Source organism: Vibrio hepatarius (assembly GCF_011806575.1).
Taxonomy (GTDB): Bacteria; Pseudomonadota; Gammaproteobacteria; order Enterobacterales; family Vibrionaceae; genus Vibrio; species Vibrio hepatarius_A.
Genome location: NZ_JAATOO010000013.1, coordinates 59,729 through 73,825, shown reverse-complemented (window position 1 = coordinate 73,825; position 14,097 = coordinate 59,729). Strand labels below are relative to the sequence as shown.

Below are 14,097 nucleotides of genomic sequence, written 5' to 3'. Positions count from 1 at the left end.
AACAACTGGTCACAGATTAACCGATTTTAATGATATACCTTTAAGTTAATTCATCAAGGAGATAGTTAATGAATAGGTTATTGCTTCAGCTTATCGTCGTCTCGAAAAGTCGTTCGCTCAAACATGCCAGCCTTCAGCTGGGCATCAGCCAGCCTGCTTTGACAAGGAATATGCAGAGACTTGAAGAGAGTTATGGCGTTCCAATTTTGGAACGAACATCAAAAGGCGTAAAAATCACGGATTTCGGGCAAATTCTCGTGAACCGAGCGAAGCGCATTGAGCATGAGCATTTCTTGTTGGAAGAAGAGCTAAAAGCGGCAACGGCAGGCCGAGGCACTCGGCTACGTGTTGGTGCGGGGCCAGTATGGGCAGCGGAAATGTTGCCAGAGGCCGTACTCGCACTTTATCGCGCAATGCCTGAAGTTTCATTCGAGCTTCACGCCGGCTCTCAGGAAGAGATGTTACAACAACTTTCTGTATCCGAGCTGGATGTGGTTGTCGCCAGTGATACCTTACCTGCCCGTTCATTCGGAGAATTTGATTTCATTGCTTTGTGGGAAAGTTCGGTGTCGTTAGTCACGGCCTCAACGCACCCTTTGCAGTCAGAGAAATCCGTCAGCATCGAAATGCTACAGCCTTATCCGTGGGTGATCCTCACTCAGTCCAACGATGTTGCACAGGTTATCAATCACTTTTTCCATGAACATCAGTTACCTCCTGCCAATATTGCTTTTCGCAGTGCTTACTGGGAGAGCATTCCTGCGGTGGTCAGTGAGTCAGAACACATTCTTGTCTTACCTGACAGGCTGCAAAACAAAGCGTTATTAAATGGATTAAAGCCACTTAAATGCAACGGACTGCACTGGCAATTTACAAGTGGTGCATGGATAAGAAAAGACACCACACCCACCGACGCTCAGCGAATTTTTATTGAATGTTTGAGCGAACAAGTGGACAAAAAGAGGGTATCAAAAAATGATGATTGACCGATTTATCCCAACCATTCTGGCAGTCTGTTTTTCGTTTGGCGTGGCTGCCAACACCTTCCCAAAAAGAAACATTGAAAACTTTTTTCCATGGGGTCCTGGCACATCGTACGCGGTAACCCAGCTTATTTCGGACGCCATGGCCAAAGAACTGGGTGTGAACATCAATGTCATTTCCACGCCGGGTGGCGCGGGCGTGAAAGCCATAGAAACGGCACTCAATAAGCCAGCAGATGGCTATACCATTATCGACGCCTGGGTCGCAAACCTTGTTCTTCAACCTAATCTGGGGAATGGTGATTACACCTATAAAGACTTTAAACCGCTCTGGTCCGCCACGCAGGTTCCTTTTGCTATTGCGGTCAGAAAAAACGAGACACGCTGGCACGATTTACCGAGCTTTATCGAGTATGCCAAAAAGAATCCGGGCAAATTACGTTATTCCTCCGGCTCATACAATAATCTGCCCCACATGATCATGGCGCAGTTGTTGCGCTCACAAGGGATTTACGCCAGAAACATTCCCTACAGCCAAGATGGGGACGCGCACAAAGACCTGCGCAGCGGGCTTTTAGATTTCACCTTCAATGATCCGACCACGTACCGAAGTAATGCCGATGCATTTAAACCTCTTGTGGTGTTGCACAACGATAAAAAAGTGGCCGCCATGTTTGATAACGGCCCGACCCTGGACGATTACGGGATTGATTTGGCATTAAGTGGCCTTAGTGCCGTAGGCTGGAACTGGTTTGTTGTGCGCAAAGACACCCCAGATGACGTTGTTGACATTTTACGTGCGGCAATGAAGAAGGCCATTGAGAAGCCAGAGCTTCAACAACAGTTGGCCAAACTTGGATTTTTGCCACTGTTGCTCCCTCCGGAGAAATACGAAGAGTCCGCAGCGAAAGTGAGCGACCAACTCAAAACTGCGCAAACCGCCATTTATTGGGAACAAGATCAGCTTGAAAAAGCTGGGGAGTAACCTCATGGTCACGCAGTTTAAGACGACGTCGATTGGCGCTTACTGTATTTTCCTGTTCGTGATTGTGCTTGTTATTCAGCAAATTGAGACGAATCTTGCCGAGCAAGGCGCAGCCAGCGGTGGACCGCTGGCTAACGCCGGAATGTATCCCTATTACGTTGTAATATTAATGGCATTGTTTCTGTGTCTGGATGTGATCGACACATGGTTTCTTCGGGCAAACAAAGAGGCAGAAGTCTCATTGCCAGACACGCTCCCCTCCGCGCGAAGCAAACTGGTGACGGTGTTCTCTGTCGTGGGGTTAACCGTCGCCTATCAATATTTGCTGACTTCTGTCGGCTACTTATTGCTCACGCCTTTCTACCTATTTCTCCTGTTTAAGGCGTTACATGCTGGAACAAACGCAAAGTGCCTGTTGGGATCTGTCGTCATCACCGCGGCACTTTATGTAATTTTTCAGGAGTGGTTGAACGTTGTTTTACCCATAGGGTTCTATCCGTCAGTCTGGTGAGGTAAACGCATGTACGAAATCATGTTCGAAGGGGGAGATCAGTTCCTGACCATTACCGTTTTCCTTAATGTGGTTCTCGGTACAGTTTTGGGGCTATTGGTCGGCGTGTTCCCCGGTTTAGGCCCGCTGATGGGAATGATTCTTTTGCTTCCCTTCGCCTATCAATTACCCCCTGTCGCGGGCATTGGTCTGCTGGTCGCAATATTCATTGGTGGTTCCTGCGGAGGGGCAATATCAGCCATATTGCTCCGGATACCGGGTACGCCACTTGCAGCCGCAACACTGTTGGATGGTTACCCCATGGCCAAAAAAGGCCGTTCTGCCGATGCGATTGGTATCGCGATTTCCGCTTCCGCTTTGGGAGGACTAATCGGCGGAATCATGCTCATCTTTTTTACGCCGATGCTGGCTTCCGTCGCAATGAATTTTGGCCCGCCAGAATATTTCGCGTTATCCATCACTGGTTTGTTATCCATTACTATTGTGTCGAGCGAATCGACAGTAAGAGGGTTAATGAGTGGTTGCTTAGGTTTACTGCTGGCGACCATCGGCACTGATCAACTCTCTATGGCCGAGCGGTTTACATTTGGGTCTAGCGATTTACTCAGCGGATTGAACATTGGCTCGGTCGTGGTTGGTCTTTTTGCGATTTCCGAAGTCATGATTCAGGTTCAGAGCGGCGATCTCAATTTCAAACCTAAAATCGAAAAGGTGAAAGTCTCCTTTCACAGCCTGATGCTGGTGTTCAAACACAAAACCAATTTAGTTCGCTCGAGTGTAATCGGAACATTCTTCGGTGCCATACCCGGTGCAAGTGGCATCATCTCTTCATTTGCGTCTTATGCGGTTACTCGTTCACTCTCTAAAACGCCGGAAGAATACGGGAAAGGCGCTGAAGGGGGTGTTGTCACAACCGAGTCTTCAAACAATGCCTGTTGCGGCGGTGCCATGATTCCTACTTTGGCGCTGGCCGTTTCCGGGGGTGCCTCCTGCGCCGTGTTGATGAGTGCTTTAATGTTGTTAGGGTTGCAACCCGGACCTCAGCTGTTTGCCTTGAGTGGCGATATTGTGGGAGGGGTTTTTCTCTCTTATTTACTCAGCAATGTGTTCCTCTTGCTTCTTGGCCTGCTGATGACACCGCTTTTTGTCTCTGTGCTCAAACTGAAAAAAAGTATACTGCTCCCGATCGTCCTTATCCTTTCTATTCTTGGCACGTTTTCGTTGCAGTCTGCCACCTTTGATCTTTGGGTAATGCTGGCACTTGGGGTTGTTGGTTATCTGCTCCGTCAATCTGGATTTCCCCTCGCGCCGATTGTGATTGGTTTCATCTTAGGGCCAATTGCAGAAGGAAACCTCAGACGCTCTTTGCTCATCTCTCAAAATGGGTTTGGCATTTTTCTCGAACGCCCTATCGGTACCACCATTCTCATCGTCAACCTTGTTTTGGTGATCGCCGCCATTGTTTATTACCTGATTAATCTACAAAAAAGGAAAGTGATTTATGAAAGCAATTAACATCATGTTTGACTCTCTCAATAAAAAATACCTTTCCGCTTATGGGAATAATTGGACGAAAACACCAAACTTTAAGCGGTTAGCCCAAAAAACAGTGCGATTTGACCGTGCTTATACTGGAAGCATGCCATGTATGCCAGCCAGAAGAGAAATGCATACTGGTCGATATAACTTTTTACATCGTTCTTGGGGCCCATTAGAACCGTTCGACCATTCACTGCCCGAACTGCTGATGAAAAGCCATATCTACTCACACTGCTCAACCGATCACTGCCACTACTGGCATGATGGCGGGCTCACCTACCTGAGTCGTTTTTCGTCCTATGACATGGTGCGAGGCCAAGAAGGTGACTGGTGGAAGCCACAAGTTGAAGGGTTTCAATACAAATGGGACATTCGACGTCAGGATCGGGTCAATCGCCTTTATACGGCTGACGAACAAAACCATCCTCACATACGCACCTTTAAAAGTGGTATGGAGTTTTTAACAGCCAACAAACATTCAGACAATTGGTTACTGCAACTTGAATATTTTGATCCCCATGAGCCGTTTACAGCTCCCAGACGCTTTTATGAACCGTATGGTTTAGGATCAGACGAACACGATTGGCCGAAGTATGCCCCTTTTCAAGAGCAAAGCGAAGGCGTTCAACGAGACGCTTGTCGCCACTACGCTGCAGCACTAAGTATGTGTGACTACTATTTGGGGAAAGTGCTTGACTTTCTTGATGAACATAACCTGTGGGAAGACACGATGTTGATCGTCAATACGGATCACGGCTTCCTGCTCGGCGAACATGGATTTTTTGGCAAAAACTACATGCCAACCTATCAAGAGTTATGCAATATTCCGTTATTCATTTGGGATCCGAGGTCCAAACAGAAAAATCAAACAAGGCAGTCACTGGTACAAACGATTGATCTTATGCCGACTTTGCTGAGCTATTTTGGTCTAGAAGTACCCGATGAAGTGATGGGTCACGATCTCGCGGAGGTGATTGCCCATGACAAGAACGTTCGCGAGGGCGCACTCTTTGGCTACTTTGGTAAACACGTTAACGTTACGGATGGTCGTTTTGTCTATATGCGCGCCGCTCAGAACGCAACGAATGCACCACTGTATAACTATACATTAATGCCCTCTCATTTGTTCACGCCTTTCAGTCCAGAGGAGTTAAAACTTGCAGACCAAACTTTAGTCAGCCACTACCGCTACGCCCAAAACACCCCTCTGTTACGAGTCAATGCTAATCATGGCTTGTTTCCCAACAACAGTTGCTATCAATTTAACCAGCATCTAAGCTGGGGCGACCTCTGCTTTGACATCGAAAACGATCCGCAGCAGAAATTCCCCATAAATGATGAAGAGGTAAAAATGCGGATGCTGAGCCTGATGTATCAACTCATGCAGGAACATGAGAGCCCGAACGAACAGTATGAACGCCTGAATCTCCCCTATGGAAATCACTAACCTAATTTACGCAGTTATGTTCTAATCTGTATCCGTTCCAACGAAGTCTGGCACTTCAGCTAAAAATACTATGGAAACTGATGGGTTTGATGTTCTCACCAGTCAACATTCCAGAGACGCCCACATCCATCGCCTGCTATTGTTAAGCTGATGAGAAGTTTTATATCGGCCTTAATAAGTTCAGACGCTTTAACCTTGTTATGTACGTCGGTGTGGGTATCAGCAAAGTACTCCGTCACTCGGCCTGAGCTGCTGATATTGCACCAGTCGAGAAGTTAAGATTTAGCATAGATTGGATCTTTCCAATACTTTGGTGATGCTGCGTAGCTTAGATAGCAACAAAACTGTGTAAGTTTGGGCCCATCTGTACTTCTGGAACACGCTCTTGAAGTAGAACCTGATGTTTATCTCCACACCATGATCACTCGTCTCTAAGGGCTTGATGCTCAATAAGTTTGTAAGAAATATCTGCCAAATCAAAAGCTTGGTGACGCTTGTATAGTTTATTATTCGGAATAACACAACCACCACAATGGCATGTCTTAACGGGTAGATATTGCTCAACTGAGACTCTGTCTTCTCAGGGGTGAAGAAGTCGGCGATGCCCTTTATGTCCTAGTTGAGCCCCTTGCTTTTTTCCAGATTTCTTCCTACTCAGCGAAGTGCTCTTAGTTTGGTTATGCAAAGGTTATTGGGATAAGGGCACGGAACTGTTTCGGTTATTTTGATTAAGCCGACGGCTTTTTTCGTAATTTGGACAAGAGAACAAATCGCCTGAAAATTAATAATTTTCATACAACACACTGAGTTTTTGGCATACCAACTCCTATAAGCTTGTTCAGTGCTTTAATCATGACGTAGGTTTCACTTGAGCATTGTAGTTTCTCAGATTTGGTCTCCCGCTCAGCAACGGCTTCACTCGATACATAACTGTTTCTGAAAGTGGAGTCTTGTGATACCCACCATAGAGCTTCTGACAGGCCTACCGCGCTTGTTCTGTTTGCTTTGATTTCATTCGTTTATGGCCTCTTCATCAATCCAGAAAGTGAGTGGCCCGAGATTGATTAGAGCTTTGTTGTACTGTTTCCAGTTAGTTGTTTGGTGGCTAGGCTTGGATATTGGTCTAAGTATTTGAATGAACTTAGCTAATCAAATTGTAGGTTGATAATTTAGTTCCAAGGTTTAAGAAACAAATCCCCTATGATTTACCGTTTGGAATAAAAACTCACTTCAATAAATGAGGCGAGTTCTTATTAAACTTTTTATGACTGGAAGAACTCCCAATAAATCGGACTACGGAGTCGTATTGTTGTCGATATATTCGTGAATTCCAACATCTGGCATTCCATTGTAGAGGAGGTTCCCAAAAATATCATGTTTATTCGGATAGTTATCTGTATCTAAAGTAACAAACCGCCCGCTATTGATGGCTGGTGAATTCTCACTCAACATAAACCCATTTAATGCAGACCAATCTGTAACATCACGTGTTAATATATCCTTATTTAATACAGTACCTGGGAATAACACATCTGGATGTGATTTGTCCTTAAACATTGGTTCCGCTATTATTTTATGAGGTTCATTGATAGTATTTAACCCTTTTATATTTGCACCTGAATATACATTATTTGAATAGTTAAATGAGCTTTTACCTTCATATTTCCCTCTCCCATTATTTACAAATATATTGTTAAAAATATTAACCCTAGCTTTTCCACCTTGTTCTACAGATGGATTGGTATTCATATTTTTACCTAAATAGAATATATTATTATAAATGTTAATATTTGATACGTTATCTCCCTTGCAGACGGTGAATGTTTGGTGTGAATCATTATAGCTTAGGTTATAACGAAAAATTCCGTTACGGACACCTTTGCCTACAACATCAGCGCATAATAAAAGCGTCCCACCTTCGTTATTATACGAATAATTAAACTGGTATGTAACTCCTTGAGAACCATGATCAAAATCCCATGGCATCCCATCACGAGTAGATTTCCCACCAGTTACTTCGTTATATTGAAATAAAGCATTATCACCATTATATACCCACATTCCAGCATTAGCCCCTGTAGACATCGTGTTATAGCCATTAATAAAGTTATATTCAATAATTGCACCATCGGTCATGTGTGGTACAATGCCGTCCCCCCCCATATTATAGAGTTTATTTCCACGAATATGAACATTAAGTATTGGAGTCCATGGCCTTATTGATTTATTATTATCTATATCTTCTACTAAGTCTCGACTCGACCAGTCACTTATAAGTATAATCCCTGATCGTTGAACGTTTTTAAGTATATTGTTTTCTATTTTAATTCCATTAAATGTTGTTCGTTGATTTATAGACTTATTTTTTGGAATATGCACAGTAAATTGAATACCTGAACTACCATAGGTGTCTTTTCTATCTTGTCCTAAAACATCATGTATATACATATCATGAATATAGAAACCTTTAAGTTCAGTAATCGTACTAATATTTGATTCAGAAAGATTCTCGCCTCCGTAATTTTCATTAACAATATGGATACCTCGGCGTGCTTCCGCTGGTATTTCGCCATTTACAAAGTTGGTTATTTCTAGATTTGAAATCTCCCAATACTGTTGATTTTTTAATTTAATTACATTCTCAACACCATTACCATTAATAATTGGACGATTTCCATTGCCATAAGCACTGATTATAATAGATCTCTTTGATGAACCACTCCCTTTAGGATTTAACGATCCTGTCCAAACACCACCACGCTTAAATAGAATTTCATCTCCAGGTTGAAATACTTCCTCTTCAATACGTGACATTGTTTTCCATGCTTTTTCCTGAGAATTACCATTATTGCTATCATTTCCATTAAAATTATCTATATAATATTGGTTCCCAATCTTCGCAGAGCTCGAGTCATTAGCACTAACTCCATATACTACTCCAATAGAAATGAAGCTTAATAATACAATAGTGATTACTTTACTTAACTTCATGTGTATAACCTCCCTCGGTTATGCTTAGTTTAGAGTGTGACAATCGCGAGAGTTGCATCAAAAAGATACTTTGTAGGTTTTTTTGGTTCCCTTCGTTGGTATGGTTTACGCTGATGAGTCACGTCAATCTCATCAGCATGTGCGGTCGATCACTTGACGTTGAGTTATTTGAGATGACTCAGGATTATATGAGAAATGGCACCATCACCAATTTTTTAGAACCTACTATTCATAATCGCGTTATAAAGATTGGATCCGAAAATAGATACATAAATACCAGACCATTTAAAATGTAGAGATCTACCCCTTTTGTTGTTTCCGTGTTTTCTCTATAGTTTTTTGATTCATGTTATTCCCGCGACTGCGCAATAAAACTGTCATAAAGATGGCATCAACATACTCAAAGTCATAGCAAACAGCATAACGCAAACGTTTTTATGCGTTGTTGCAAGTAGGCTTTATTTCCTAGTTCGAGTTCAAGTAAAACATGACTAATTGTCAGGCGATCACTATCGTTTCAAGCATACCTAGATCTGTGATCTTGTTTAGCACTTTGTCATGGCGTAAGCCTCACCCGACTAAACTCAAGTTAACTTTCTCTAATCTTCGGTAGTATTGTCGTATAGATTTACTTTCTTCTATACATCTAAATGGAATCTATTGGTGTAATAACCTTTATCGGTTACCCCTTCCACCACACCAAATGGCTTAACATCAACATGGCAGAGTCAGTTCCACAAGTTTTCACCCGGAGTACCCTATAAACTGAAAGCGTAGCCAGTTTTTTTCCACTGTTCTATCGTACTTCGCACGTGCTGGATGATTTCTAGATATTGCACTTCACACTTGATCTTAGGAAGCTTCTTACATGGCAATCCACTAATTAAATAAATAGCTTATTCTTAGTTCAAGTGACTTAGCTTGAGAGCTCTTCCCGAGGCACATAGAGTTTTATGTTATCTATGATTGCACTTCCTTCATAATAGTTAACGTGAGGATCACCTATGATGAAGGAATCAGGATAGGATGAACCCGCAGGCCAAATGCTTTCCATCAGATAAGACCCGCTATATCCGACAAATTTATAGGGCCTATCAAACTTTCCATCGTATTCTGAAGCGGTCTGGTTGTAGTGCCAAATGGCACGTTTTCCTTCTACAAATTCATGACTGAATCGCATTTTTTTATATCCAGAATGAAGGAATGGTCCCTCAATCTCGATTGTATATCCTTTTTCATCTCGTTCTACAGCAAAAGTGTAGCTTTCTTTCGGAAGAAGTTCAGGTTGCAGTTCAGCACTACTCACAACGCCTTCATATTGTTTATCTTCTCCATATGGGCCGCCTTTTATATCAAAATCTCCGCATTCTGTTCGAAAGAAAAAACCATCATTCTTGTAGTCAGTCGGGAAAATGGCATTGACAGTATTAAAGGTTGATTTGTCCATCCCATATAATTCCCCGGTTTTTGGATTGCAAACTGCTTGATTTTGAGACCAAGAAGCATTTGAAAAGTAACCATCTATAATCACTTTACGACGCGTATGAATTCCAACGTTATCTTGTGGTGAAGGATTAGCATGATCAAGGATAGTTAAATAGTAAAAGCCATTTTCCTGTTTAACAGGTGTATATTCACAGCGTTTTTCTCTTTCTAATGATCCAGACCATGTCCAAGGAAAATTGGTTTTACAGTTGTCTGGGTCAGTATAACCGTTAAATTTCCCGTCATACTTAAAGCTTCCACCTCTTTTACCTCCAAAGTCTATCTTCCGTAAGGTCATTTCAACGCGGTAGCGTGAAGGTAATGGTTTTGTTGGTCTAATTAAAATACCAGAATCCCAACTTGGTTCGTCAAGTTTAAGAGCTTTTTCTCCATTCACATCAACAGTAAAAGCCTTGGGATTTGAATCTGGTATACCATCAGCGTCTTTGTCTTGTGCGGCGATTTCTGCAGTCAGCCACCCGCTATCTCCAAATTCAATTCGTTTTCGAAAGATATTCAAGGTCGCTAGATTTTTTGAAAATTGAGGGTCGCTAATTTTGTGCCAAACTTCACCAAAATCATCTAACTCATCAATATACCAAGGACTATTTTTACCTCCCGTGTCTAAAATCCAGTCATCATTGTCTGTTGTAAATTCGTTATCGAAGCTTTCACTTGCAACTAACACCCATTTATCATCAATTTTGTTGTTGTCAGAATCGTGACCACATGCGCTAATAATACTGCTTGTAATGACGTAAAATACCAAGGTTTTGACTTTATCCATGATCTACTCCATTTACTGCTATTCTATAATCTTCAATTCAGTTGAAAGTAAAAGTAACTAGAGGGGCCATATATTAGGTAACCAAAATTCTCCAGTACTTTTTATTTCATATTGATTAGATGTATCATTAAATAACGCTATACATCCGCATTATTTAATGATTGAATAATATTCCCTACAGCACAGGCTACGAGCTTTACCAGGATCGTTAAATAAACAAATCAAGGAGAGCCCCTCCAATAACGGTGACTAATTTAATTAATGCCACGACAATGATTGTATCCGTACATGCGAACCATAATCCGGCAATACCGTATTGACTTAAGTCAATTAATGGATAAGCCAATGCGATAACGAGATTGAAAATAAACCCTAGTATGAATCCAGAGGCGATCGCACCACGAACTCCCCCGCTAGCATTTCCAAATACACCGGCAGCCCCACCCATAAAAAAGAGACCAATGACGGAAGGGAGTACGACAACAGGAAGGATCCCCCCCATAAAAGTAACCAAAAGACTTCCAGCCAAAGCAGAAATGAAACCAAACGTAACGGCAACCGGAGCGAATGCAAAAAAGATTGGAACGTCAAGGGCTGGAATTGAATTAGGTACTATCCAGCCAGATATGCCTTTGAACGCTGGTACAATCTCAGCTAAAAACATTCGAACACCCTGGAGAAGGATAAGAATACCTACAACGAGGGTCAATGAATTGAACAGTGCAAATTCAAACAGTCCTTTTTTTATAATACTATTTAGTTCTTCACTATCAACGAACAAACCCGTAACTAAAAAGACTATAAACATCGTAATACTCATTAGTATTGCCATATCTTTTATAAAGTCAAAGTGTTGAGGTACTTTGATGTCTTCCGTACTGTAATTCTTATCTCCGAAGAACTTACCAATATAACTAGAGAACCAAATTGCTGAACTACCAAAGAAACCAAATGCAACATTGTCACTCCCTGTGATTTTTCGGACAAATGGTTGAGCAAAAGCAGGGAATGCCACTTGAGATATACCTTGACATAATGCCCCCCAAAATACTATTTCCCAGAAAGATAGGTTCATTTGCGAAAACAAAATGGCCATAGTTGCAGCAAACAGAAACATCATATGCCCAGTTAAAAATATGTATTTGAATCGAGAGCAGCGTGCAATAACAAGATTGAGTAAAAAGCCAAATAATAAGATTAGCGTAGTTTGAGAACCTAGGACTGATTGAACGCTAGCGGCAATGGGCTCATCGACAGCAATAATGCCATTTAAGTTAAAGGCTTTTTCGAATATACGACTAAAAGGGGTTAATGTGTTAACGATTACTCCTGCGCCTTGTTGAAGCATGATAAAACCCAAAATAACTTTAATGGTTCCTTGTACGGCAATAGAAATAGTACTTTTTTGAGCGACATGACCAATTAAGGCGACAAAGCCGATTATAATAGCTGGATTACTTATTAATGCTACTGTCATGTTAATTATGTTATCCATATTAACTTTCCTTTTCAAAAAAATTGATAATGTGTGGCATTATTTTCTCTTCAATCTCAGACTTATTTAATATATTATCCACTGATATCACCGATTTTTCAGTTAATATTTTTTTTGCTAATTCTCGGCTGGCTACATAGCAATCGCCAGGGATAGTCGATGCTGATCCGATATCAACCGCCTGACCAGTTACTGAGTATCCATTTTTTTTTGCTATTTCCTGAATATCCATCAGAAGCATTAAGCTTGTTCCAAACCCCATACCACAAACTGTAATTATATGCATAAAAACACCTCATAAATTTAACAGTGACTTTATTTCATCTGTACCTTTTGCAGATAACAGTCTACTTAAGACATTTGAATTATCGAGCAAGTAACTGATTTCTTTTATTAGATTAATGTGATTATTATTTTCTTTTGCTGCAAATACAAAGAGTAGCCGGACAGGATCATTCTCTATATTGTTAAACACCACTGGTTTATCAAAGACAGTGATAGAAATACAATCTTGATAGACATACTCACTAGGCCTTGAGTGGGCGAGAGCTATACTCGGAGCTATGACAATATAAGGTCCTAACTTCTTAATGTTCTCAATCATTTGATCAACATATTTTTCAGAAATTTTCTCTTCAACTATCAATTGCGATGACCCTATTCTAATTGCTTCTTCCCAATTCTGAGTCGATTCAATATATCTAAGGCAGCTAGTACTAAGATAATTCTCTAACATATAATTCATCTCCTCTTCTCGCCTGTTATCCTAGTAGCGGAATGGTCTTTAAAGCGTTGATTAGTATCCGAGTAGTTTTCACCAGAAAAAACACCATGCGTGATGCGAAGTATTGGGGGGGCATAATTTACGTATTGGGACATCGCATCGCGATAGCAATATTTCCCGTTTTCATCCGTAAATGAAAAGCCAAGAGAGTTGTTCACCAAAAGCCCCCCTTTTTGGGGCTTGGTATGAACAGTTGTGGCGGCTTTTTCCATACAGGCGTTTAAAATAAACCCAACCAGTAGAGCATTGATGGATAATACGCATGTATCTCTCGATTTCATTGTCTGCCCCCTTACCAGGGAAGTAATACGCCACAACCAAGCGGCGTAATTCGGATGAATCAGCGCGACAAAAACTACAGACAGGTTATCCGGCTTCTGTAGTTGTCGATGTTTTTCTGATTGTGTTCATTAGCGTGATCAGAATTGACCGAGCGCCAAATTTTCGGGATGCCTCCTCTCGACACGATTTGATCGACACATTCACCCACCAACGTATTGAGCAGCGAAAAACCGACCACTGACGAAATCGATCCCGTGCGAAAATCGTAACCCGGAACCGGAATGATGGCATCCCCAGGAACTCCACCCATATCGAGCACGTGATCACAAACGTCCATCAGTTTTTGCCCACTGCAATGCCTAGATGTGACAGCGTCACTGAAGGCTTTTGACGTTAAACCAATCACGGTTAGGCCTCTTTTTTTACCTTCCAGCGCAAATTCGACGGGGACTGGGTTTCTACCAGAGGTCGAAACAACAATAAGGACGTCTCCTGGGCAAATTTCTTTTTCACCATCCAAAGCGATTGCAGCTAAACCATGCTGTCGTTCAGCATACGTACTCATTGGCGCGTACGGGTGCAATGCCAACACGGGGGGAAGAATGGCATTCACTTGCACCAATCCACCAGCCCTAAAGAACATTTCGAGAGCGAACATTTGGGAATGACCACATCCTGTCACATGGATCATCCCGTCGTTAATGATGGTGTCTGCCATCACGCTCGCACATCTTTCGATGCATTCAGATTGACGCTGACTAGCGACCAGATAGCCCACTAACTCGGTTAAGTATTGAATGTACATAAT

12 protein-coding genes and 3 pseudogenes are annotated in these 14,097 nt (G+C 42.0%); 5 read left to right on the top strand and 10 right to left on the bottom strand.

The features are described 5' to 3' along the window. The first annotated feature begins 68 nt into the window (after positions 1-68). Genes HCZ42_RS12160 through HCZ42_RS12140 form a run of 5 tightly spaced genes read left to right on the top strand, consistent with a single transcriptional unit; the run spans position 69 to position 5,465 of the window. Positions 69-986: a LysR family transcriptional regulator gene (locus HCZ42_RS12160; RefSeq protein ID WP_167420950.1), complete on the top strand. Its 918-nt coding sequence runs from the start codon at positions 69-71 to the stop codon at positions 984-986. Beyond that, positions 976-1,968: a Bug family tripartite tricarboxylate transporter substrate binding protein gene (locus HCZ42_RS12155; protein WP_167420949.1), complete on the top strand. Its 993-nt coding sequence runs from the start codon at positions 976-978 to the stop codon at positions 1,966-1,968. The genes HCZ42_RS12160 and HCZ42_RS12155 overlap by 11 nt, the downstream gene beginning before the upstream one ends. A 4-nt stretch (positions 1,969-1,972) precedes the next feature. Continuing rightward, a complete protein-coding gene (locus tag HCZ42_RS12150; RefSeq protein WP_167420948.1) occupies positions 1,973-2,479 on the top strand; it encodes a tripartite tricarboxylate transporter TctB family protein in 507 nt (168 codons plus the stop codon). Positions 2,480-2,488: 9 nt separating this feature from the next. Beyond that, positions 2,489-3,994 carry a tripartite tricarboxylate transporter permease gene (locus HCZ42_RS12145; RefSeq protein WP_167420947.1) on the top strand — a complete coding sequence of 502 codons (1,506 nt, stop codon included), beginning with the start codon at positions 2,489-2,491 and terminating at the stop codon, positions 3,992-3,994. After that, positions 3,981-5,465, top strand: coding sequence for a sulfatase (locus HCZ42_RS12140; RefSeq protein WP_167420946.1), 1,485 nt, complete (start codon positions 3,981-3,983; stop codon positions 5,463-5,465). Before HCZ42_RS12145 ends, HCZ42_RS12140 begins: the two co-directional genes overlap by 14 nt. Before the next feature lie 791 nt (positions 5,466-6,256). Here HCZ42_RS12140 and HCZ42_RS21705 read toward each other — a convergent pair. The 10 genes and pseudogenes from HCZ42_RS21705 to HCZ42_RS12100 all read right to left on the bottom strand — a co-directional run. Continuing rightward, positions 6,257-6,444: pseudogene (locus HCZ42_RS21705) on the bottom strand (IS5/IS1182 family transposase); the annotation flags it as partial. A 41-nt stretch (positions 6,445-6,485) separates the two neighbouring features. Beyond that, positions 6,486-6,584, bottom strand: a pseudogene (locus HCZ42_RS22190) (IS5/IS1182 family transposase); the annotation flags it as partial. A gap of 174 nt (positions 6,585-6,758) precedes the next feature. After that, positions 6,759-8,456: a hypothetical protein gene (locus HCZ42_RS12130; RefSeq protein WP_167420945.1), complete on the bottom strand. Its 1,698-nt coding sequence runs from the start codon at positions 8,454-8,456 to the stop codon at positions 6,759-6,761. A gap of 641 nt (positions 8,457-9,097) precedes the next feature. Then, positions 9,098-9,286 (bottom strand): annotated as a pseudogene (gene nrdD, locus HCZ42_RS21855) (anaerobic ribonucleoside-triphosphate reductase); the annotation flags it as partial. Between the two features lie 86 nt (positions 9,287-9,372). Further along, on the bottom strand, positions 9,373-10,728 hold the full coding sequence (locus tag HCZ42_RS12125) for a hypothetical protein (protein ID WP_167420944.1): 1,356 nt from the start codon (positions 10,726-10,728) through the stop codon (positions 9,373-9,375). Between the two features lie 208 nt (positions 10,729-10,936). Then, a complete protein-coding gene (locus HCZ42_RS12120; protein WP_167420943.1) occupies positions 10,937-12,223 on the bottom strand; it encodes a PTS ascorbate transporter subunit IIC in 1,287 nt (428 codons plus the stop codon). A gap of 1 nt (position 12,224) precedes the next feature. Beyond that, on the bottom strand, positions 12,225-12,509 hold the full coding sequence (locus HCZ42_RS12115) for a PTS sugar transporter subunit IIB (protein ID WP_167420942.1): 285 nt from the start codon (positions 12,507-12,509) through the stop codon (positions 12,225-12,227). A 9-nt stretch (positions 12,510-12,518) separates the two neighbouring features. After that, positions 12,519-12,959, bottom strand: a complete 441-nt coding sequence (locus HCZ42_RS12110) for a PTS sugar transporter subunit IIA (RefSeq protein WP_167420941.1) — start codon at positions 12,957-12,959, stop codon at positions 12,519-12,521. 5 nt (positions 12,960-12,964) lie between these two features. After that, positions 12,965-13,288 carry a hypothetical protein gene (locus tag HCZ42_RS12105; RefSeq protein ID WP_167420940.1) on the bottom strand — a complete coding sequence of 108 codons (324 nt, stop codon included), beginning with the start codon at positions 13,286-13,288 and terminating at the stop codon, positions 12,965-12,967. Positions 13,289-13,362: 74 nt separating this feature from the next. Then, positions 13,363-14,094 (bottom strand): sugar isomerase domain-containing protein, encoded by a 732-nt coding sequence (locus HCZ42_RS12100; RefSeq protein WP_167420939.1) that lies wholly within the window; start codon positions 14,092-14,094, stop codon positions 13,363-13,365. Positions 14,095-14,097: the final 3 nt, after the last annotated feature.